The 23372-nt window shown below is 39.3% G+C and carries 20 protein-coding genes; 12 read left to right on the top strand and 8 right to left on the bottom strand.

The window, feature by feature from the left end:
• Nucleotides 1–58: 58 nt before the first annotated feature.
• The gene (locus tag CSC79_RS10775) at nucleotides 59–2002 is read right to left on the bottom strand and encodes a GGDEF domain-containing protein (RefSeq protein ID WP_099295823.1); all 1944 of its coding nucleotides are present in this window, start codon (nucleotides 2000–2002) and stop codon (nucleotides 59–61) included.
• A gap of 1275 nt (nucleotides 2003–3277) precedes the next feature.
• On the opposite strand from CSC79_RS10775, the gene CSC79_RS10770 reads away from it, so the two are divergent.
• From CSC79_RS10770 to CSC79_RS10750, 5 genes are all read left to right on the top strand, one after another.
• Nucleotides 3278–4657 (top strand): MATE family efflux transporter, encoded by a 1380-nt coding sequence (locus CSC79_RS10770; RefSeq protein ID WP_099295913.1) that lies wholly within the window; start codon nucleotides 3278–3280, stop codon nucleotides 4655–4657.
• Entirely contained in the window at nucleotides 4654–6654 is a 2001-nt protein-coding gene (uvrB, locus tag CSC79_RS10765; RefSeq protein ID WP_099295822.1) for an excinuclease ABC subunit UvrB, read from the top strand. The genes CSC79_RS10770 and uvrB overlap by 4 nt, the downstream gene beginning before the upstream one ends.
• Entirely contained in the window at nucleotides 6647–7582 is a 936-nt protein-coding gene (locus CSC79_RS10760) for a class I SAM-dependent methyltransferase (RefSeq protein WP_099295821.1), read from the top strand. The genes uvrB and CSC79_RS10760 overlap by 8 nt, the downstream gene beginning before the upstream one ends.
• Before the next feature lies 1 nt (nucleotide 7583).
• Complete coding sequence (locus tag CSC79_RS10755; protein ID WP_099295820.1) at nucleotides 7584–8270, top strand: tRNA (adenine(22)-N(1))-methyltransferase TrmK; 687 nt, start codon at nucleotides 7584–7586, stop codon at nucleotides 8268–8270.
• A gap of 64 nt (nucleotides 8271–8334) precedes the next feature.
• On the top strand, nucleotides 8335–9363 hold the full coding sequence (locus CSC79_RS10750; protein WP_099295819.1) for a hypothetical protein: 1029 nt from the start codon (nucleotides 8335–8337) through the stop codon (nucleotides 9361–9363).
• A 6-nt stretch (nucleotides 9364–9369) separates the two neighbouring features.
• On the opposite strand, the gene CSC79_RS10745 is transcribed toward CSC79_RS10750, so the two are convergent.
• Nucleotides 9370–9612, bottom strand: coding sequence for a hypothetical protein (locus CSC79_RS10745; protein ID WP_099295818.1), 243 nt, complete (start codon nucleotides 9610–9612; stop codon nucleotides 9370–9372).
• 171 nt (nucleotides 9613–9783) lie between these two features.
• On the opposite strand from CSC79_RS10745, the gene CSC79_RS10740 reads away from it, so the two are divergent.
• Nucleotides 9784–10233, top strand: coding sequence for an isoprenylcysteine carboxylmethyltransferase family protein (locus tag CSC79_RS10740; RefSeq protein ID WP_099295817.1), 450 nt, complete (start codon nucleotides 9784–9786; stop codon nucleotides 10231–10233).
• Nucleotides 10234–10280: 47 nt separating this feature from the next.
• On the opposite strand, the gene queC is transcribed toward CSC79_RS10740, so the two are convergent.
• Entirely contained in the window at nucleotides 10281–10961 is a 681-nt protein-coding gene (queC, locus tag CSC79_RS10735) for a 7-cyano-7-deazaguanine synthase QueC (RefSeq protein ID WP_343256009.1), read from the bottom strand.
• 130 nt (nucleotides 10962–11091) lie between these two features.
• On the opposite strand from queC, the gene queE reads away from it, so the two are divergent.
• On the top strand, nucleotides 11092–11757 hold the full coding sequence (gene queE / locus CSC79_RS10730; protein ID WP_099295815.1) for a 7-carboxy-7-deazaguanine synthase QueE: 666 nt from the start codon (nucleotides 11092–11094) through the stop codon (nucleotides 11755–11757).
• Between the two features lie 369 nt (nucleotides 11758–12126).
• A complete protein-coding gene (locus CSC79_RS10725; RefSeq protein WP_099295814.1) occupies nucleotides 12127–14376 on the top strand; it encodes an EAL domain-containing protein in 2250 nt (749 codons plus the stop codon).
• A gap of 103 nt (nucleotides 14377–14479) precedes the next feature.
• On the opposite strand, the gene CSC79_RS10720 is transcribed toward CSC79_RS10725, so the two are convergent.
• Nucleotides 14480–16447, bottom strand: a complete 1968-nt coding sequence (locus tag CSC79_RS10720) for a TonB-dependent receptor (protein ID WP_099295813.1) — start codon at nucleotides 16445–16447, stop codon at nucleotides 14480–14482.
• 71 nt (nucleotides 16448–16518) lie between these two features.
• On the bottom strand, nucleotides 16519–16881 hold the full coding sequence (locus CSC79_RS10715) for a hypothetical protein (RefSeq protein ID WP_099295812.1): 363 nt from the start codon (nucleotides 16879–16881) through the stop codon (nucleotides 16519–16521).
• Between the two features lie 177 nt (nucleotides 16882–17058).
• Between CSC79_RS10715 and CSC79_RS10710 the strand changes: the two genes are divergently transcribed.
• Nucleotides 17059–18072 carry a DUF5924 family protein gene (locus CSC79_RS10710; RefSeq protein WP_099295811.1) on the top strand — a complete coding sequence of 338 codons (1014 nt, stop codon included), beginning with the start codon at nucleotides 17059–17061 and terminating at the stop codon, nucleotides 18070–18072.
• A 30-nt stretch (nucleotides 18073–18102) separates the two neighbouring features.
• Here CSC79_RS10710 and CSC79_RS10705 read toward each other — a convergent pair whose 3' ends face one another.
• Nucleotides 18103–18603 (bottom strand): YgjP-like metallopeptidase domain-containing protein, encoded by a 501-nt coding sequence (locus CSC79_RS10705; protein ID WP_099295810.1) that lies wholly within the window; start codon nucleotides 18601–18603, stop codon nucleotides 18103–18105.
• A gap of 4 nt (nucleotides 18604–18607) precedes the next feature.
• A complete protein-coding gene (locus CSC79_RS10700; RefSeq protein WP_099295809.1) occupies nucleotides 18608–19456 on the bottom strand; it encodes a DUF72 domain-containing protein in 849 nt (282 codons plus the stop codon).
• A 202-nt stretch (nucleotides 19457–19658) separates the two neighbouring features.
• Between CSC79_RS10700 and aspS the strand changes: the two genes are divergently transcribed.
• Together aspS and CSC79_RS10690 are read left to right on the top strand one after the other, a co-directional pair.
• Nucleotides 19659–21437, top strand: coding sequence for an aspartate--tRNA ligase (gene aspS, locus CSC79_RS10695; protein ID WP_099295808.1), 1779 nt, complete (start codon nucleotides 19659–19661; stop codon nucleotides 21435–21437).
• Nucleotides 21438–21528: 91 nt separating this feature from the next.
• A complete protein-coding gene (locus CSC79_RS10690; protein WP_099295807.1) occupies nucleotides 21529–22122 on the top strand; it encodes a pentapeptide repeat-containing protein in 594 nt (197 codons plus the stop codon).
• Between the two features lie 37 nt (nucleotides 22123–22159).
• On the opposite strand, the gene CSC79_RS10685 is transcribed toward CSC79_RS10690, so the two are convergent.
• The gene (locus tag CSC79_RS10685; protein ID WP_099295806.1) at nucleotides 22160–22483 is read right to left on the bottom strand and encodes a hypothetical protein; all 324 of its coding nucleotides are present in this window, start codon (nucleotides 22481–22483) and stop codon (nucleotides 22160–22162) included.
• A gap of 145 nt (nucleotides 22484–22628) precedes the next feature.
• On the opposite strand from CSC79_RS10685, the gene CSC79_RS10680 reads away from it, so the two are divergent.
• On the top strand, nucleotides 22629–23360 hold the full coding sequence (locus CSC79_RS10680; protein ID WP_099295805.1) for an alpha/beta fold hydrolase: 732 nt from the start codon (nucleotides 22629–22631) through the stop codon (nucleotides 23358–23360).
• The last annotated feature ends 12 nt before the right edge of the window (nucleotides 23361–23372 follow it).

Below are 23372 nucleotides of genomic sequence, written 5' to 3'. Positions count from 1 at the left end.
TCTTAGGAGCTGTAAATTAAAAGGCGCTGTGTGCGCCTTTTAATTGGTAGTAAGGTGTTTAAATATCTTTTGGCTTTTCGATGTAATAGCCTTGCACACCATCTAAGCAAAGAGTTTCAACGATGTGTTTTTCTTCTTGGCTTTCAATGCCTTCAGCAAACACACTAACGCCAATCCGGTGAGCTAAATCGACCATCAAGCGCATGAAGTATTGGTTATTTTTATCTTCTTCTAGACCACGTGTATAACTTGCATCCATTTTGATAAAATCTGGTTTTAAATCACGGAAGAACTTAAATGAGGTCAAGCCTACGCCAAAGCGTTCTACGGTGATCCTAGCACCTACGCGGTGTACCATATCAATAAAGCGTTTACTGGCTTTAATATTTTGTTGTAGGCCAAACTCACTGACTTCAAACACCAGTTTCGAAGCGATGTTTGTATCTTTTAGCAAGCGTCGCTCAAGCCAAATTACAAATTGGTCATTGTGCGCGCTTGATGCTGTAACATTGATACCAAAATACTTCTCTGAAAAGTTTCGGCTTTTAATTTTTTCTAACGAGGTATCTATAATCAAGCGATCAATTTCTATTGCCATATCAAGCTTTTCAGCCATGGCTAAAAATGAAGCGGTCGGAAGCACTTGGCCTTCTTGAGTTTTAAAGCGTACTTGTATTTCTGCATAGGCTTTTGCACTTTTGCCTATCGGCATAATGTTTTGCATGACCAAGTGTACGCGTTTTTCTTCGATGACTTCGTTAATCACTTTACGCCAGTTTTGATTACCAAATCCTGCGCTTACATTATTAATTAAGTCAGTTTCACGTTGAACGTGCCACGCATTGGCTTGTTTTGACTGTGCCATGCTCATTGCGTTATCAACGACTGAGAGCAGCTCACCCAGCGGCTTACCTTTTTCATAGCCAACAATACCGGTATTCGCTACTGAACTGAGTTCTTGATTTTGTTGATATTGCGTAAATCGCGACTGCAGATTATCACCGAATCGTTCAGATTCCTTTAACGGTATATTAGGTAATACGACGGCGAAGTCAGAGCTATTTAATCGAAAAACCTTACTGGCTGTGTAAGTGCCGCTAATATGTTTAATAATATCAGCAACCGCTTTTACGTATTCATCACCTTTTTGGTAACCACGAGTCTGGTTAATAATTTGCAGTTCACTACAGCGAACCATCGCTAAAGAGCCAAATGTGCTTTTATCACTGCTTTCTATATTTTTTTCGTAATATTCAACGAACATGTTCCTGTTACCAAGGTCGGTTACAGTATCTTTGTACGCTTCTTGTTTTATTGAATGCGCAGCATTTTGAATATCATCATGCTTACTTTGTAAAAAGTGAGACAACCGATTAAAGCTTGGCACAAGATCTGAGGCTAGCTTTTTAATTTTGCTGCTATCAATGGCAGTATCTAGGCTGTCGTTTACTTGATTTTGATTTATATATACATCAACGACATCAGCGACAGTCATGCTTATATTTCTATTAAGCCTTTTTAGCATCGCTTTCATGAAGATGACCGGGATAATTGCCATTACACCTGAGACCAAAATCACAATAAAAAAAGCGTGTTGAAGTAAATGCGCTAAATTGCTTGCATTGACAGTAAACTCAACTTTTATATCAGATGCATTGTTAACTGCAAATTGTGGCCTTACTGAGTTGAATGTAGAATTCACCATCGCTGCAAAAGCTGGCAATGGAGTAGGGGACTGAATATTGACTATTTCTTTCCCATCATAGTCACGTAATATGAACGTTGAAAAGACTTTTCCATCTATTAAAGCTTTTTGGATTTTTGATGAAGAAAAATCATCCATAGTTTGTTCGTTTATATAAGTACTGATTACGTTTTGCGCTGCTTTTTGCTTTTCGCTTACTGCACTATTAAAAGCAGCTGCAACAAAGTAACCGCCAATGCTGGCAAATAGTAACCAAGAAATGAGTTGTATAAATATGAGTTTTTTAAAACCAGCCATGATTTAGTCTTTCATTCGTTCAAAAGGGAAGGAATCAAATCCTTGATTTATCAGCGTACTTTTTCAATTACTGCCGTAATTAAAAATAATTACATTTGATTGGATTAGAGTAGAGGAAATACTAAGAAAAGTCTAATTGATTCGTTAAGTTGGCTCCCCCTCCCCGACTNNCCAACTGAGCTAAGGGGGAAGCGTCATGCCTTTCAACGGGGCGAAATATTAATGATGGAGCCGCAAAGTGTCAACATAAAAACTTCATAAATTCAAAAAAGTAGTTTATTCGATGTTTTTATGTTCGATCTGCGCGTTTTATAACTCTAATCGTGCAATTAATAACATCCCAAAAAAGAAAAACTTCAGCAACAGGGTGATTATGTAGCTAGGTTTAAGTGATGTAGCACCAACTAAAAATATGAAAAACCATAATTTGGTATCAATTTTATTCTCTAAAATACAAAAAAACAGTTTTTATACGGTAAATACTTTAAAGGGGGATTTTTTATTATTAAGCGTTAAGAAGTCGCTTTTGTAATAAGTTACGAAGTTTTTTAACGCTAAGAATTTTGTTAGGGCAAATTCTAGAAATAATATCAGAACGAATCCCAATAAATTTTTTACTTTAAATTCAGATTAATAAAGAAGACTTTCTTAAGTTGGAGGGTTACTTTCGACTGTAGATATGCTCATACATTGCATGTTTAGGTGATTTTTTCATCTGAAATGCCAAAATGAATTAAGTTAGTATTCGCCAACGTAATTAGAATTTAGTTTCTATCGATAAGTTAAACCCCTTGATTGGTGCGGGTTTGAATGAGTTATCCACGGAATCTGTGGATAACTCTGTTTATTAAAGTTTAAGAACATCATCTACGCTATATTTTTCGGGCGCTGTAAGGATATCAAGCACTAAAAACATTTTTTTTATCTATATATAAAACAATGTCTTAAAAAAAAAGCATGAATTAGCACCCTATGATGAGGAAAATTATTCGTGACGATAAGATATAAGCAATTTTTGTGTAAAAAATCAGCGCTAGCGGAGAGGGTTTTGTTATAAACGTTACATAAGTGTATTTTTATTGTTTTTAACTGATGTTTTTGAGCTATTGCAAGGAAACCGCTTAAAACGTGTACTTTTCTACCAAATTTATGACCGTTATGAACGATAGAAACTTTATCTACCTATATGTAAACGGATTCATTTAATAAATGCGTGGCTTGCAACGCGCTGATGCTTTAAAATGGCAGCTTAATAAAAGAGGCTTATTTATTCACATGCGCGCAAACTTGCAAACAAACACATCCCCTGATTTATTAAATTCCCCAATAGTTCCAACGCTAAAACGTATGACGATCCCGATGATCTTCGGCATGATCACATTGATGATGTTTAATATTGTTGATACGTTTTTTATTAGTTTGTTGGGTACCGAGCCTTTAGCCGCGGTGAGTTTTACTTTTCCTGTTACTTTTACTGTTATCAGTTTGGCAATAGGTTTAGGTATTGGCACATCTGCTGTAATAGCAAAAGCGTTAGGCAGTAATAATATGGAAGAAGCGCGGTTTGACGCTAGCATGGCGTTGTTGGTAGCTGTTGTGATGGTGCTTATTTTATCTTTATTCGGCTATTTATTTATTGAGCCAATATTTAAATTACTTGGGGCAGGGCAGAATACGCTGCCATTAATTCATGATTACATGGGTATTTGGTTTATGGGTAGTGTGTTTTTAATCACGCCGATGATCGGAAACTCAGTATTGCGTGCAAGCGGCGATACAAAAACTCCAAGCATAGTGATGGGGGGAGCCGGGCTAATAAATGCGGTACTCGATCCCATCTTAATTTTTGGCTTTGGTCCATTCCCCGCAATGGGCATCAAAGGCGCTGCAATCGCGAGCGTGATAGCTTGGTCTGTAGCTGTAGTGATCATTTTATATATTTTAGCCGTAAAAAAAGGCTTGTTGAGTTTACATGCAAAAAACCAAACAGCTTTGGTATCGGTTAAGAAAATTTTAAAAATCGGGTTTCCCGCAGCGGGCGCTAATATGCTCACACCCATTGCGATGGCTGTGATGACAGCACTCGTTGCTGGTTATGGACCTGAGGCGGTTGCTGCGTTTGGTGTGGGTAGTCGAATTGAATCCATAGCAAGCCTTGTTGTGCTGGCGTTGTCGATGACATTACCGCCATTTATAAGCCAAAACTTTGGTGCAGGTAAATTAAGTCGAGTGAAAGAGGCTTATTGTTCAACGCTTAAATTTGTAATGATATGGCAATTTATCATTTACTTATTGCTAATCGTATTTTCAGGTGTGATCAGTCAATTGTTTGGTAAAGAGCAAATGGTTATCGATGTAATTACCTTGTTCATTTATACATTACCGCTTAGTTATGGTTTTCAAGGCGTAATAATTTTATCTAACTCATCTTTTAATGCGCTACATAAGCCTATGAATGCGCTAGTGCTTAGCGTTATTAGGTTATTTGTTTTTTATGTACCGTTTGCTTATATCGGAAGTTTAATTGCAGATTTACCTGGTTTATTAATAGGTGCTGCAATAGGTAATGTGTTCACCGGCTTAGTTGCCTATAAATGGTTCATAAAAGAACTCAATGCTATTAATAATTCACCCGTCAAGGAGTGCCAAGTATGAGTGATCATTTCCAACTCGTTTCGCAGTTTACCCCAAGTGGCGATCAACCTACTGCCATAGCCCAGTTATGCGAAGGCTTAGAGTCAGGATTAGCACATCAAACTTTACTGGGTGCCACGGGAACAGGTAAAACATTTACCATGGCAAATATTATTAATGATTTAAATCGCCCGACAATCATTATGGCGCATAATAAAACACTTGCAGCGCAGCTGTATGGGGAGATGAAAGAGTTTTTCCCTCACAACGCCGTTGAGTATTTTGTGTCTTATTATGATTATTATCAGCCAGAAGCCTATGTTGTAGCCAGTGACACATTTATCGAAAAAGATGCGTCTATTAACGAACATATTGAACAAATGCGCTTAAGTGCAACAAAAGCTTTGTTAGAGCGTCGTGACACGATAATCGTGGCGTCAGTATCTTCCATCTATGGTTTGGGCGATCCTGATTCATACATGAAAATGATGTTGTTATTAAAAGTCGGTGAGACAGTTGATCAACGTGATATGCTTCGTCGTCTTGCAGAATTACAATATACACGAAATGATATTGATTTTAGCCGTGGTACGTATCGAGTACGTGGCGAAGTTATTGATATCTTCCCTGCGGAGTCAGAGACTTATGCCGTTCGTGTAGAAATGTTCGATGATGAAATTGAACGTTTGAGTATATTTGATCCGCTAACAGGGGCGGTTGAAAAACACATAGTACGTGCCACCATCTATCCTAAAACGCACTATGTGACACCACGAGAGAAGATCCTCGATGCCATAGAGCATATTAAGGCTGAACTGAAAGAACGTCGTGCTCAGTTATTAAGCGCAAATAAGCTTGTTGAAGAGCAACGTGTAGCACAACGAACACAGTATGATATCGAAATGATGACCGAGCTTGGTTATTGTTCGGGCATCGAAAACTACAGCCGTTATTTATCAGGTCGCACACCGGGTGATCCACCACCCACATTATTGGATTACTTACCCGATGATGCGCTAATGATCATCGATGAATCGCATGTCACAGTATCGCAAATAGGCGCTATGTATAAAGGCGATCGCAGTCGAAAAGAGAACCTTGTTGAATATGGTTTCAGAATGCCCTCGGCAATGGACAATAGGCCGTTACGATTTGAAGAGTTTGAAGCTATCGCGCCGCAAACTATTTATGTGTCGGCCACCCCTGGGGACTTTGAGTTGGAGCGCTGTGGTGATGATATTGCAGAACAAGTGATTCGTCCTACAGGCTTACTTGATCCTGTAATAGAAGTGCGCCCTGTTGGCACTCAGGTTGATGATTTACTGTCTGAAATATATAAACGCGTTGAAATTGATGAACGTGTACTAGTAACCACACTTACGAAACGAATGGCCGAAGATTTAACGGATTATTTGAACGAGCATAATGTTAAAGTTAGGTACTTGCATTCAGATATTGATACCGTTGAACGTGTTGAAATAATAAGAGATTTTCGAGCGGGTGTATTTGATGTGTTAGTGGGGATCAATCTTTTACGAGAAGGCTTAGATATGCCAGAAGTTTCTTTAGTGGCGATACTTGATGCCGATAAAGAAGGCTTTTTGCGCTCGGCACGTTCGCTTATTCAAACCATAGGGCGTGCAGCTCGTCATTTAAACGGACGTGCAATTTTATATGCTGACCGCATGACAAAATCTATGACTAAAGCGATAGATGAAACCCAACGTCGTCGTGATATACAACACGCTTATAATATTAAGCATGGTATTGAGCCAAAGGCACTATTGAAGAAAATTACCGACATTATGGATGTGGGTGAGCAGGCAGGCCCGCAGGATAATTTAAAACTTATTCGCAAAGAAACCAATAAAGTGCTCAGTGCTAAAGAGATTGCAGTTCAAATGAAAGAACTTGAAACTAAAATGCATGCCTATGCAAGCGATCTTGAATTTGAAAAAGCCGCTTCAGTGCGCGATGAAATACACGAATTACAACAACAGTTGATTAAAAATGCATAATTTTTCTCCTCTAATCACTGCACTTGATAGTGCACCGATTGCAGCTAATGAGCTGTGCCGTATTTTCCATGGTCGTGGTCACAGTGTTGAACATTTAAGCCATTTAAATTTAGACTTTTATCCACCGAGCTTATTTTTAGTATCTTATGATGAGATTACCCCTGAAACTCTTGAACAACTGACTGAGCAAGTTTGGAACTGGGTAAAAACAAATGCACCTGAACATATTACGGCACTGGTTTACCAGCAACGTGCAGGGCTAAAAACTCAAAATACATTGTTATACGGTGAGTTACCTGAATCTCACATAGTTAAAGAAGGCGCTGCCAAGTTTCATGTTGATTTAATGAGTCGTCAAAACACCGGGATTTTTCCTGATATGCGAAATGGCCGCGAGTTTGTGAGTAATAACAGTAAAGGCGCCAAGGTCCTTAACTTATTCTCTTATACTTGCGGGTTTTCAGTTAGTGCCATGCAAGGTGGTGCTGACTGCGTAATCAACATGGATATGAATAAAGGCGTATTACGCACAGGGAAACAGAACCATCAATTAAATGGGTTTGATCGCGGTGTGAGTTTTTTACCTCATGATATTTTAAAATCATTCGGCAAACTTAAAAAAGCAGCACCTTTTGATTTAATCATTGTTGATCCACCGAGCTTTCAAAAAGGCAGTTTTATACTGACCAAGGATTATCAAAAAGTACTACGTCGCTTGCCAGAACTATTAACCTGCGATACTCAGTTATTATTATGCGCAAACAGCCCTGAATTGTCAGAACATGCGTTTAAAGCATTAATCGAAGAACATACGCAAGGTGCTATCACTTTTGTTGAACGTTTAGCACCTACGTCAGGATTTGTTGAAGTAGATAGTGATCGTAGCTTAAAAGCACTTATTTATAAAACCACCATAACATCTGCATAATATGAAACTCAGCCATCGTTTGAGTGCGATTAATTCATTGGTAGATGAATCCTATGATGTAATTTGGGATTGCTGCTGCGATCATGGTTTATTGGGAATGACACTCCTTAAGCGAGAGGTTGCACATAAAGTAGTTTTTGTAGATATCGTACCTGAGCTGATGGATGCATTGAGTAATACACTCGGGCGCTTTGCAGATTCAAACGCTAACAGTCAGTGGCAGGTTCAATGTAAAGATGTATCAAGTATTGAACTTACCGCTGATGCGAAACAATTGATTATTATCGCAGGTGTAGGGGGGGAGCTACTATTAAGGCTAATGCAAAAAATCATTGAAAATCATGATCAGCAAACGCTTAATCAGCTCAGCTTTATAATATGCCCTGTGCACCATACTTACGCGTTAAGGAAAGGGCTTGCACAATTGGGCCAGGGGTTAAAGTCAGAGCAGATAATCATCGAAAATAAACGGTTTTATGAGCTTTTACATGTAAGCTTTAAATCAAACATACCCATTGAGCCTACCGGCTGTTCAATGTGGGACTTTACTGATAAACACCATCAGCAGTATGTTAAAACCTTAATAGCGCATTACACTCGCATGACAAAAAAAGAACCCACATATTATGAGCAGGTCATTGCTGATTATAAGCAATTAAATTTAGTTAAAACTAACAGGGCAGTGTGATCTACTTACTCTATTAAATTCGTACCACTTTTACGCCACTTGTATGAATTAATGTAATTTAAGTATGAATAGTAAAATAAAAGACTTAAAGCCTTCCACTGCGAATAATGCGAAGTGGCCACACAGCTTTGAACAACCAATTTCTTATGCGCCTTTGGTACAACTTTCTAACGGTAACTGGGTAGTCCCGCAACATTTTTTACGTTACAAGCATACTCTGCAATCTGTTAATGACGTACTCAGTCAAATTAGCTTTTCGGCTCATTTTCGCGTTATTGCGGCTGAAAAAGACCAGCAAGTTTATTTGCAAGTTGCTATTTTGAATCCCGACAATTACCAGTCTAGTGAGCTTAATCAAAATGCGAAAAAATTACTATTTGGCAGGCGTTGGTACGTAGAGGAAAACTTACCTACATCAGAGCTTATTCAAACCGCTTATTTAGCGCTAAAAGTAGCACGCGAACATGAAGTAAGAGAGCTTATTAAGTTTAAACACCAAAACGGATCAAGTACGCCATTTAATAATCACCATGATTTACCTCTAATGGCACAAAATGCTGAGCTTGTGATGTCAGATGGTAAAGATATAAGTGATGTAAACGAGGTTATAGATAATTGTATTTTTGCAGGAGCGCCAATCAAACTGATTAACGTTAATAAAATTGATAATTCAACGGTTTTATATCAAGTACAGTTAACCTGCCATGACTGCCAGCTTCACGAATTCAATAATACTCAAGTTTCATTTTTGGTAAATAACACAAGTACCAATCTATTTTTACATGGTCTGATTGATGCATTAATTAAAATCAGTAATGAATTTGTCAGTGAAAACTTTAAATACAATGACCTTGCTCGTTTTAGTAAGCACATATCCGTTGAGAAGATTGGGGAGTTAAGTATCAAACTTCGCTCTCATAATGCGTTAAATTTATGCTCATTGGGTAAGCAGCATGCTAATCAGCTCAATTTTGAAATTGATAGTGGGCGTGCGCCGCAAGGGTGTAACAGTGAAATATCTGGTTTTCTAGCCGCTCATGGTGTTGAGCGGCCGCAGAATGCTCACCTGTATACTAACCAGTTTACAGATTAATAGGTTTTATAGCTTATTTATTTCTTGATTAACATTAAAGCTTGAATCAGTAACAATAGCTTCGAGTGTTTGAATACGCTCTTTTAAAGCGCGCACCTCGGCATTCACTGCATCTAATTGTTTGTTTGCATCATGGTTGTTATTTTGCATTTTGTGCTTAAATTCGAGGTGCTTTTTATACATATCGTAAATGACCCCTGAACCCACAGAGATAAATACAATTAACACGATCATAGTAGTGCCTGACATAGTTTTTATTTCCCTAATACGTCTTATTTAGTATAAAGTATAACCTGCTTTGTGTAGGTATAAAGCTGACAATTGTAATTTTATTTGTATTTTATGCTTATCCTTAGGTGGCCGCAGATAATGCCATATTAAGCAAAGGGATAGGTTGGAACACTGTTAAGAGAGGGACTTATGTTACATACCAAAATACCACCCGTTATAGTGGTGTTATTTTTTGCAGGACTAATGGCATTGATTGCACATTACACTGTGATTGACTTTAATTTATTTGTTGCTTACGTTGCGACTATTTTAGTGTGTTTAGGCGTTATATTTTGTATCGCAGGTGTGGTGAGTTTTCGACTAGCCAAAACCACGGTCAATCCTACTAATCCTGAGCAAGCCTCAGAGCTAGTGACGGCAGGCGTGTATAAAATATCTCGTAACCCAATGTATGTTGGTTTCGCTTTTATTTTACTTGGGTGGGGGGTATGGCTTGCCTCTATTTGGGCGGTTTTAAGTATTATAGGTTTTGTGGCGTACTTAACATGGTTTCAAATCATGCCAGAAGAGCGGGCACTAACCGAGGTTTTTGGTCAGTCTTATATTGATTATAAGGCGAAGGTTAGACGCTGGTTATAGATGTTAAAAGGCTTTCATTGATCGCCTTTTAACATGGCTATGGTAATTTACTCGTACTCTAGCGGGTCTGTAACATCGTTAAGTTTAAATGCTTCAAGGCGCTCTTGGCACGCACCGCATTTACCACAGGCTTTCTCTCGGCCGTTATAACACGTCCAAGTTTCGCTGTAGTCTAATCCCATTTTTATGCCATCAGTTAAAATGTCAATTTTGGTGTTGTTTAAATACGGGCTAAAAATTTCAACGGCATCATAGTTAGCAATGCGGCACAAATCGTCCATTTTTTTCACAAACTCAGGGCGGCAATCTGGGTAAATTGCATGATCGCCAGAGTGAGCGCCATAATAAACTTGGCTGGCTTTTAGTGATACAGCATACCCTACAGCTAATGAGAGCAAAATCATGTTGCGATTAGGCACAATCGTACTTTTCATGCTTTCTTCTTCGTAATGGCCTTCAGGCACATCAATATCATCAGTTAATGATGAGCCACCAATCAGTTGGTTAATAGCAGAAATATCGACGATTTTATGGGGAACATTAAGCTTTTCACATACCTGTGCGGCGACCTTAAGCTCTTTAACATGACGCTGACCATAATCAAATGATAAGGCATATACATCGTGGCCTTCTTGCAGGGCTTTATTTAATACGGTAAATGAATCCATACCGCCGGAATAAATCACAACTACTTTTTGCGTCATATCTGTTTTGCTCTTAGTTTTAATAGAGGTTTATATCAGGGCGCGATATACTACACGGCTGGAGCATAAATAACAATTTTTGCCTATGCTTTTTGATTTTTGATGTGTCGCTCTAATCGGTCTGATGAGTGCTAAGTAGTAAGTGAGATAACGTTTGTATAAAATTAATGAAATATTTGAAACCATCCAAGGTGAAGCAAGCTTTACTGGTACGCCTTCCGTATTTTTACGTTTACAAGGGTGCCCTGTAGGCTGTGCATGGTGTGATACAAAACAAACGTGGGAAGTAGACAATGTATACAAAGTCTCGCTTGATGACACAGTGGGAAAAAAAGCGGACTCTGATCATTGGGCAAATGCCTCAGCGGAACAGATATTGGCACTTTTTAATGCGCGTGGTTACCGTGCAAAGCATGTAGTTATAACCGGTGGCGAGCCTTGTATGTATGACTTGAACCCAATATGTAATTTATTACATGAACATGGGTTTAGTACGCAGATAGAAACAAGTGGTACTTTTGAAGTTTTAGCTCCGACACAAACATGGGTTACTGTTTCACCAAAGATTAATATGCGTGGTGGCTATGAAGTTCTGACCTCAGCAATGAAGCGTGCAGATGAGATAAAACACCCCATTGCAATGCAAAAACATGTGGAAGAGCTTGAAGCGCTATTTTTAAAAACAGGTGTCAATCCAAAGCTTGTTTATTTACAGCCGATTAGTCAAAAAGTGTCTGCGACAAAGTTGGCGATAGAGACGTGTATAGACAAAAATTGGCGTTTATCTGTGCAGGTTCATAAGTATTTAGGGATAAGTTAGCTTCAAAAGCGTAAATTAAGAGTGCTTAGCAATGTGTAATATAAGTACTCTTAAGCAAATCAACACCCTATTTACTACAACTACCCTATGTAATTTTTGCTTCATAACTCCCCCTGAACATATAGAAATAATTAGCAGCTTGCGTTACTGTTACTCTAATAGAAACGGATTATAATTGACGTGTGACTCATACGAATTAATACTGTGGCTTATTGGTTATTGACTATAATTTACTTAGCCTTTGTTGTTTTACTTTTAGATAACATTGCAATAACTCGTGATATAAAATCTTAGCGCGGCAGAGCGATTTAAGCGTTACACCACTTTTTCGTATACCACGATGAAGCAAAATTCAGGACTTTGTGAAATATGCAGGATAAGCAACTTTTAAAGTTATTAAAGCAACAGCAAAAAATACTCTCGAAAATAGCGTTAGGGCAGCCTTTAAGTGAAATAAGTGAAGAGATCTGTTTAGCTATCGAGGAAATGCTAGAGGATGAGTCTGCCAAGTGCTCAATTTTATCGCTTCAGGGTAATCAACTGTTTCATTGTGCTGCCCCAAGTATTGATGCTAAGTATTGTCAAATAATTAACGGAATTGAAATTGGCCCTAAAGTAGGATCGTGTGGGACGGCAGCATTTTCAGAAGCAAGAATTATCGTTGACGACATAAACACATCGCCGTTGTGGGAAGGCTTTAAACAAACGGCGCTAACCTTTGGACTAGCCTCATGTTGGTCAACACCCATTATTTCTACTAAAGCTGAAGTGTTAGGGACATTTGCTGTCTATCATACCACTGCAAAAAGTCCTACAAAGCAAGACTTGGAGCTGATTGATCATTTTGTAAACTTTACCAGTATTGCGCTCGAAAATGACGCCAATGCAACTAAATTAAATGATGTTATTAGTCAACTTAAGCACAGCAATGATAAATTTGAAGCGTTCACCCAAGTAATGCCTGATCTTGTTCTTATTTTGGGTGAAAATGGCGAGTATGTTGACGTATATGGTTCTTCAAATGAATTTTTATATTCTTCTTTACTGCAAAGTAAGGGAAAAAATGTCAATGATGTTTTAGATCCTAAAGATGCGCTACCAATTATGGCGGTACTCGAGAAAACACTCGCGACAAATGAAGTTCAAGTGTTCGAATATGAGTTAGAAGTGCCCAAGGGAAAGGTGGTCTTTGAAGGGCGCACGGTACCTGTGGATCATTATCAATCTAAGAGTAGTCAGTCTAGGCATGTTTTATGGGTTGCAAGAGATATCACACAAAGAAAAGAAGCAGAAAAAGCCGTAGAAAAGCTTGCCTATTATGACCCTTTAACAAAACTCCCAAATAGACGAATGTTAAATGAGCGCTTAAACATCGCTGTTGAAAAAATAAAGCGCTCAGGTGAAACAGGAGCTTTACTATTCTTAGACATAGACGACTTTAAGCGCCTCAATGATTCATTAGGACATTCATCAGGAGATGAATTACTCATTGAAGTTGCCCGAAGATTAGGTGCGGTTATAAGGAAATCAGATACATTAGCGCGGTTGGGAGGCGATGAGTTTGTTGTTTTATTAGAATATCTTGGTGACGATAATGACCAAGCCAATGTGGAATCAGCCATTGTGGCGCAAAAGATCCACGAAGTTTTTGAGCAAGAGTTTAAAGTAGGGGCCTTAAAATTTCAGGTTAGTTGTAGTATTGGTATTTGTTTAATTGAAGGCGCAGATATAACTGCGAGCAATATTCTAAAGTTTGCTGACACCGCTATGTATCGCTCAAAGGCGAAAGGCGGGAATAGCTATAGTTTTTATGATCCACAACTGCAGACATTATTAGATAGAAAGATAAAACTCGAAACAGAGATTTTGAAATCGATTGAGAATGATGAGTTTTGTGCTTACTTTCAGCCACAAATTAACAATGAAGGCAAGGTCGTGGGAGCCGAGGCGCTGATCCGTTGGATCCACCCGATTAATGGAATTATTGGACCAAGTGAATTTATACCGGTTGCTGAGCAGTTTGGTTTAATACAACGTTTGCAAAATATAGTTCTTAGAGATATCTGTACATTACTTAAACGTTTAAACCCGTGTGTAATAGATGATGACTTTAAGGTGTCGATTAATATAAGTGCTTCACAATTCAAGTCTTCTTTATTAAAGTCTGAGTTACTTCATGTGCTTAATTATCACCACCTTTCTCCGTCTAAAATAACCCTCGAAATTACTGAAAGTATGCTAACTCATGATGTTGAACATACAATACAGCAAATGAAAGAGCTTCAGTCAGAAGGGTTTACTTTTTCAATTGACGATTTTGGCACTGGATATTCTTGTTTAGCTTATTTACACGCTTACCCGGTAAAGCAGTTAAAAATAGATAAAAGCTTTATTGATAGAATATCCGATGAAGAATCAGGGTTTAGCATTGTAAAAACAATTATCGATTTAGCAAATAACTTAGGGATGGGTGTGGTTGCAGAAGGCGTTGAAAGCAAAGAGCAGCTTACTATCCTAAAAGGTTGTAATATTGACTCTACACAAGGTTTTTACTTTGCCAAACCTATGCCAATGAACGACTATTTAAATAGCCATAGTAAGAACTTTAAGCGTGACTGAGCATAAAGTTAGCTATGTTTAAAAATACTCACTTGCTAGGTTTAAATAGTAACATATTGTTGTGTATGCTGGTTATAGGTTAACCAGCATACTAGTTTGTGATTTAATCGTTAAACTTGATACGAATGCCTGCATTGACAGTAAAACCATCGTTTCGAGACCAAATATCTGTCGTCCAACGACCACTCGGTGCTTGTTGTGGCAATATGAGAGAGTCTTCTTTTGTTTGCCTTACATTGAGTAGATTCTCAGCATTAACAAAATAGCTAATCCGTCCAACGGTAATTTGCCCAAGTAAACCTAAGTGCCAGTAAGCATCACTTTTATCTCTGTAAGGGTTATTCTCAAGCTGTTGTGTGCCGGTGTAGTAGGCTTCAAAACCAACTAAGTGGCTACCGTGCTCTTCCCACATAATTACTGCACCCGCTGAGTGTTCTGGGGTTAGAGTAAGCGGTACGCGACCTGTTCCTGAGTTAATTTGCTTACTTGCATCTGTATATAAATAACTACCCGTTAGCTTGATATCATTCCAGCGATAGCGCAATAGAAATTCTGCACCACGTATTTCACTTTGGCCTTGGGCGTTGATGATGCGAACGTTTTTACCTGATGGCGTGAGTTGCTGGTTGATGACTTCTAACTCAGTGACATTTTCAACATCGGAGGAGAAAAAAGTAACACTTGTTTCAACGCTATCAAATGTATAGCTGATATCGATAGAGGCTGTGTTTGCATGTTCTTCTGCAATATTTTCGAGCGGCTCTAAATGGGATAAACCAGCATCTTCAATGTCTTCAATAAATGGAGTGGGGGCGAAAAACCCTTTACCGTAAGAACCTCTTACGGTCCAGTTTTCTGGTTTATACAGCATGGAAATTCGCGGACTAAATTGCGTGCCGTATTCATTGTGCCAGTCGGCACGTGCACTCAACGACACCGATATATTTTCGCTTGTTTCATAATCAAGTTGTGAAAAAACGCCGGGCACTTCGTAGTGATAATCAAATGCAGCAAAGTCTTTTGATTGGTATTTTTCAGATTGATACGCAGCACCGACTAGCCATGCGATGTTGTCGGTATAACCAGAGATACTTGACTCTAATAAGTAACTTTCATGGTTGTCATTTTCGTTTATAGTACCATATAGGTGATCATGATCTTGCTGCATTGCAGAACCACGTACATTTAAGGCCAGTACTTCATTTATTGGTTTATCAAATATAAAGCCCGTATCAAGCCTTAAGCTGTCTTGTGTTTGTGCAAATGGGTTGCCATCAGGCATTATTGCGTTTTCAGCTGTGCCGCCATCTCGTTGCTCGGTCATCGCGCCTACCGTGACGTATAAATTGGCGCCATTATCGCCTTCCCAATAAAAACGGGGGCGTACACTTGCTCTGTTATAGCTTGCCATATCAAGCCAGCCATCCTCATCTAAGTCTTGCTCCTGTTGATGATGAAACCCTGCGGTAACAGAGGCGCTGATAGAGTTAGTTAAAGGTGCCGCAAAGTAAGAGGTAACATCTTGGCCATTTTTTGAGGTGGCATTGAGAAGAAGTTCGCCCTCAAACTCATCGCTCGGTGTACGTGAAATCAAATTGATCACTCCACCTAACGCAGAGCCTCCATATAATGAAGAGGCAGAGCCTTTAATGATCTCAACATTGGCAAGATCAGTCGGCGGGATTTGTAATAAGCCTATTGATTGACCGCCATATAATGGCAGCCCGTCACTAAGTAGCTGGGTATAGCGGCCATACAGGCTTTGCAAACGGATATTTGCACTACCTAAAGCGGGTGAAGTGTTTTGCACGCGTACACCACCAGTTTCTGCCACTAACATTGAAATGTTGCCAGGGCGCATTAAGGCTTTCTCGTGTATTTCTTCACTATTGATTATTTCAGTGCGAGTTGCTGACTCGGTAACAATTCGACCAAGACGAGAAGCCATGACTTGTATTTTCTCTATCGATTTTTTTTCATGTTCGTCATGGTCATGATGCTGCTCATGGGCGAACGAATAAGCAGGGAATAACGCAGCAGCAACAGCTAGCTTAGATGTTTTTATAAACATATTTGTCTCATAATTGTATTAAAGTAGAGCGAATTAGCCCTCAACGTGGCTAAAAAATATGGGAACTGTATTTATGAGATAGAGATAGGAGGGCGGAATACATGTGTCGGCATCAAAACTTTTCGTTCGACGTGTTGATTTATAACATTAGACTTTTGCACAACAAGCGCAGTTGTATTTACTTGACTAGGTAAATAAAAGGCCGACACACATGTGTTTGCAGGGCAAATACAAGTGACTTCACAGCACTCGGTATCGCAACATTCATCTTCACTTTGGGCTTGCTCATCGGTGAGGATATAATCTGTTGCTGATGATTGTTGAGAATGCGATGCAGTATTTGTAGGCAGATTAGCACTGTACGCCATCGTTTGGCCAAAAAAGCTTAGCAAAATAAATAATATTGCCAACAAATTTGAAAATGGCTTAGGCATATTAATCTCAAGTACAAATAGTATGTGTAGTATATTGAATCTTAGGTGCTTTGTGAATATCAATGACGAGATAGCTGGGCCCAAATGTTTTCTTTAAAAAGTGTAAAGCCGTTACCCGTACAATAAAATAAAGCATGGTGCGCTTTTAACACATAAATAAGTGGATGCTGTTTTTGAATGAGCTATTTTAAAAATCTAATAACAAAATTTATTATAATGATGCAACAACGGCCCGGTTTGTTGGCTGTATTTGCGTTTTGCAGCGGTGTGGCAAGCTACCTTTTAGTTGAGCGAAAGGAGTCGTTTTCGCAAATTATTGCCATACTTTTACTGATCAGTTGGGTTTGGTTGATTGTGGATAATTGGCTGCGCGATAAAGTTGAGCAGCGCTTTGGTGTTGCTGTTTCACCTAACTTTATGCGTTTTGCATTACAGATGGTGCAGCAAGAAAGCTTGTTTTTTGCATTGCCATTTTTTCTCGCGGTGACTTCGTGGAATCATCCACAGGCTGTTTTTACATCATTAATTATACTTTGCGCATTTATATCGGTTGTCGATCCGCTGTATTATAAAAAATTAGCTAAGCACAGTATATTATTTACGGTGTTTCACAACTTCGCACTGTTCGTTGTTATTCTCGTTACTCTACCTATTTTACTTAATCTCACCACCAGTCAAAGCTTAACAATAGCATTGATCACCTCAGTTATTTGTACACTGCCAAGCTTAGGTAATTTAATGCCCAATGCGCGCTGGTGGCGTTTTCCTTTACTCGTTTTATTGTTGAGTGCGCTTAGCGCAGGTTTATGGCAGCTACGTAGCTGGGTACCGCCAGCGGCGCTGCGCTTAACTGATATTACGGTATCCCACCAAGTCGATATTGCACAACGCAAGCCCATCGGTAACGTTAAGCAGTTAGATGTAAATACGTTACGACAGGAAGGTTTGTATAGTTGGACAGCGGTGAAAGCGCCAAGAGGTTTAAACGAAAAGATTTTTCATGTTTGGATCCTTAATAACCAAGTCGTAGAGCGAATCGCATTAGATATTACAGGCGGGCGGGAGCAAGGTTATAGAGCGTGGACCCACAAAATGAACTTTCCCGTAGACTCAGTTGGAAAATGGCAAGTACACGTTGTTACTGAATCAGGACAATTGATAGGACTCGCTAAATTTAATGTTAGTCTATAATCAGTTGTTCTTATTATGAATAGGAGCCCATTAGGTTATATAAGGATTGTTATTTTGTTCGACCAAGACACAAAAAATCCGTAAATCTAACTCCAGTTGGTGGTACTCTGGTTCCATGTGACAACACAGGGCGTAAAAACTTTTGTTGTGATCTTTTTCTTTAAAATGGGCGAGTTCGTGAACTACTAACGCTTTTAATAATGGCTCTGGCGCGCGCAGTAAATCGCTGTTGATTGCTAAATCATGTTTGCGGGTTTTACCTTGCATACGGTAAGTATGCGTACCCAGTGCATTAGTGACCATATCACCTTGCTTTTTAAATGCCGCGCGGCCAAACGGCGGGGCATTTTTTAAGTAGCGCTTTTTAAGCTCGGTTGCGTAAGCATATAATGACTTGTCATTGGTTATCGTATGAGCATGCGGGTATTTTTTTGTTAAATACGCACCGTGTTTGTTGTTATTAATGAGCTGCATCACTTTTGTGACAATTTGCTCAGGGTAGCCGTTAAAATAGCGAGAGTAGTCTTTCATAAATTTAAAATAAGCTCGATTGAGTGGCTTCTTTTTCACCTATAAAAGGTGATAAAACGCGGTGGTTATAATTTAAGTCTTGGCAAAATTGACGTGCTAACAATGGGGCTTGGCGGTTATCGGCGGTATGAAAAAAAACATAAGGTGTTTTACCTTCATCGAGCCATTGTTGTACTTTTTTCAGCCACGGCTGGTAATAACTTTTATAGTCATGCTCTAAACTGGCAATCACAAACCTTGCCATTGGCTGCTCACCAGTGGCGATAGCATGCACGGGTAAATGAGGCTTTTTTTGTTGTGCATCTATCAAGGCTTCGGTATTAGGTTTTACCGCAAACAGGGCACGCGTATCCATGGCAATCCGATTAATGTTGTTGGCCATTAATAACTGGTTTAACGCAACTTCTGCATCGCCTTTTTTAAAAAATTCGCCGTGGCGTACTTCAACCCCGTAATTTATATTGTGTGGCAACTTACTAATAAACTGTGCGAGAAGGGGCAATTGCGCAGGGCTAAAGCTATTGGGTAGTTGCAACATGATTTGGCCGATATAGGGTAATAGCGGTTCGAACAAATTAAACCAAGCTGTAAGCTCGTCATCAATGTTGGTTAATTGCAATTCGTGACTAAAGCGGCGATGGAATTTAAAGGTAAATTTAAAATCGTGATTCACAGCATCACGCCAGCGCTTTAGGGATTCAATACTCGGGTCGGCATAAAAACTGGTATTACCTTCAACGGAATTAAACACCTGCGCGTATTCGTGCAGCATGTCAGCATTTTTACAATGGCTGGATAACAAATTGCCTTTCCACGCAGTGCTTGACCACTGCGGACACCCTAAATACAACATAAAACGGTTAACTGATTGCGTGTTTTGGCTAGTATATCAAATCTATAAATTGAAAGCACAGAGCCCGCTGCCGCGCTCGCATTTTTAAGTAACTTGGGTATAATGCACCCCCTAAAATGATTAATAAATAGTGGCTTTAACTCCCCAAAAACAGCAAATTCTTAGGGAAAGCGGCTATGAGTCTTTAACTGACAGGAATACTATGCGCTCTATATACTGCGGACAGCTTAACAAAACTCACGTAGATCAAGAAGTTGAACTATGTGGTTGGATAAATAAACGACGTGATCTTGGTGGTCTTATTTTTGTCGATTTACGCGACAGAGAAGGCTTAGTGCAAGTTGTATTCGATCCTGAAGTTGAAGGCTTAATGGATACAGCGAATAAACTTCGCCAAGAATTTTGTGTGCAGCTTAAAGGTGTTGTACGTGCACGCCCTGATAGCCAAGTAAATAAAGATATGGCAACGGGTGAAGTTGAGATTTTAGGCACTAGCTTAACGATCATCAATCGCTCTGAGCCGTTACCACTTGACTTTAACCAAGTGAATTCAGAAGAGCGCCGTTTAAAATACCGTTACCTAGATCTTCGCCGCTTAGAAATGAGCGACCGTATTAAGTTACGTGCTAAGGCAAGCAGCTTTGTTCGTCGCTTTTTAGATGAAAATGCATTTTTAGATATTGAAACACCTGTATTAACGAAAGCGACGCCAGAAGGTGCGCGTGATTACTTAGTACCGAGCCGTGTTCACAAAGGCAGCTTTTACGCATTACCGCAATCACCACAGTTGTTTAAGCAATTATTGATGATGTCCGGTTTTGATCGTTACTACCAAATCGTTAAATGTTTCCGTGATGAAGATTTACGTGCTGATCGTCAACCTGAATTTACTCAAATAGATTTAGAAACGTCGTTCATGAGCTCTGATCAAGTACGCGGTATGACTGAAAAGATGATCCGTGAAATGTGGCAGTCATTGCTTAATGTTGATTTAGGTGAGTTTCCAATCATGCCTTATTCAGAAGCAATGAGCTTGTACGGCTCTGATAAACCAGACTTACGTAACCCAATGAAGCTGATTGACGTTGCTGATTTGGTTAAAGACGTTGAGTTTAAAGTATTCTCAGGCCCTGCAAATGATGAAAAAGGCCGTGTTGCAGTACTAACAGTACCAGGTGGCGCAAAGCTTTCTCGTAAACAGTTAGATGACTACACCAAGTTTATTGGTATTTACGGTGCAAAAGGTCTAGCTTGGATGAAAGTTAACGACCGTGATGCAGGTGCTGAAGGTGTTCAATCGCCAATCGCTAAGTTCTTAAACGAAGAAGTGATTAATGAACTTCTAGCGCGTACGAATGCACAAACAGGTGACATCATTTTATTTGGTGCAGATAAACGCAATACAGTAAATGAAGCCATGGGCGCATTACGCTTGAAGATTGGTGTTGATTTAGAAATCACCAACCTTGATAGCTGGGCACCACTTTGGGTTGTTGACTTCCCAATGTTTGAAGAAGATGACGAAGGCACACTTCACGCCGTTCACCATCCATTTACGGCACCAAAAGACATTGATGCAGCAGCGCTTGAAGCAAACCCAGCAGCGGCTATCTCAGATGCCTACGATATGGTATTAAACGGCTACGAAGTAGGCGGTGGCTCTGTTCGTATTCACAATGCAGATATGCAAGAAGCGGCTTTTAGAATCCTAGGTATTGATGCGCAAGAGCAACAAGACAAATTTGGCTTCTTACTTGATGCGCTTAAATACGGCACGCCACCGCATGCCGGTCTTGCGTTTGGTTTAGACCGTTTAGTAATGCTACTGTGTGGCACTGATAACATTCGTGACGTTATTGCTTTCCCTAAAACAACACAAGCCTCATGTTTACTGACTGACGCACCAAGTAAAGCCAATGCAGATTCATTGACTGAGCTTGCCATCAACGTTGTTGAAAAAGCTGAAAAACCAGCTGAATAAGTAACGAACAAACTAGTTTAATGTTAAAAACCCTAAGCTTATTCTTAGGGTTTTTTTATTGCTGTTTTAAGAGGGAGTTATAGTAGAAGGTATGTTATTTACACAAAACGATTACTATGAACACGAATTTTTAAAGTTAAAAGCGACAGCAAAGCGCTTTAGTGATATTGAATTTGAGCAGTGCCAGTTTATTGAGTGTGACTTTAGCCAAGCTCAATTCAGTAACTGTCGTTTTATCGATTGTGAGTTTATCAATTGCAATTTGAGTGATTTAAGTTGGAACTACAGCTCATTAGAAGAGGTGAATTTTAAAGGCTGTAAGCTCAATAGCATCGTGTGGGGACAAGTAAACTGGCCGCAACTGGCATTGACTGCGCCCGTTAGTTTTAAAGATTGCGAGCTTAGCCACGGCTCATTTTTTGAGTTGTCATTAAAAACGCTAACGATGAAAGACTGCTTTGCAAAAGATGTCGATTTTAGACATGCAAATTTAGCGAAAAGCCAGTTTATAGGCACAGATTTTAGAGACAGTGTGTTTCATCAAACCAATTTAAGTAACGCTAATTTTGTCGGTGCCACACAGTTTAATATTGATATAAAAAATAACGACGTAAGTGGTGCTAAATTTGAACGGTTTGAGGCTTTAAATTTATTAGCTGGGCTTGATATCGAGCTAGTGGATTAGCATTTTAAAAAAAGCTAATCCACAAGTAACACTTATATTAACAGCTTGGGCCGTTTTTATTGCGAGCGCTGGCAAGAGCACGAGCAATCTCAAGTAGCGCAGGGTTAATATCATCAGCGTCATCTTTGATTAATTTAGTCACATCGCCAGACGAGTATAAGCTATCGCGTGGTGATTTAATGCCAAGTTCACGCACAAAATCTTTCGTTTTACCTGTGCTACCAGTTTCAATAAACTTAAAAATAATACGCTCGTTATTACTTTTAGGCTCGGCTTGTAGTACTGCGATTTCTTCTTGGTAAGCTTCAATACGACTTTGTAAAATGTCGATGCGTTGTTCGATGCTGCTGTATGATTTCATAGGGCACTTTTAAATAAACATAAATATTAGCGCCATTATCGCATATATTTACAATAAATAATCGTTTAGCTGCGAGTAACTTGTCTGAGCGTATACAACGCTTTAAACTTATTGTAATTAAAATAAAAACTATAAGATTCACACCATGATGAACGCTTTAAAGTCTCTCCTTATATTAAGCTGCTTTTCTTTCTGCGCGGTTAGTTTTGCCAAAAATGAAGTGATTGTTGACAAATCCCGTGATCGTGCGATTCCCGTTAGTATCTCAGAGCCGAGTAATTCATCCACCTGCAGCGAACATAATAAATGCCCGGTAGCGTTTATTAATCCAGGGTATGGTATTGCGCATACGGACTATCAATTTGCAGCTGATATTTTTACTTCCAAAGGGTATTTAACAATCGCCGTTGCCCACGAATTACAGGGCGACCCTGCGCTTAACAGAACCCCGCCTTATATGGCGACTCGTCTAGAGAACTGGCACCGAGGTGTGGTGACCTTAAAGTTTTTAGTCAATGAATTAAGCTCTCGTTATCCATCTTATGATTTTAGCCATTTAACTTTATTTGGCCATTCCAATGGCGGGGATATCTCGGCGCTTTACGCAGCACTTTACCCTCATGAGGTGGAGAGTATAATCACACTTGATCACCGCCGTATGTTATTGCCTCGTAATAAAAATATCAGTGTACTTACATTGCGCGGCAGTGATTATCCAGCTGATGAAAATGTACTACTGAATGACACAGAGCTAAATGAGTTTCCTGTCAGGCAAATTCTGATAGAAAAATCACGTCATAACGATATGTATGATGATGGCCCTAAATGGCTGGTGCATAGAATGAGTAACGAGGTTGAGGAATTCCTCTGTAATTGAGCTTTATCAAAA

The organism is Pseudoalteromonas sp. 3D05, assembly GCF_002723455.1.
GTDB lineage: Bacteria > Pseudomonadota > Gammaproteobacteria > Enterobacterales > Alteromonadaceae > Pseudoalteromonas.
This window is presented reverse-complemented; position numbering and strand designations above follow the sequence as displayed.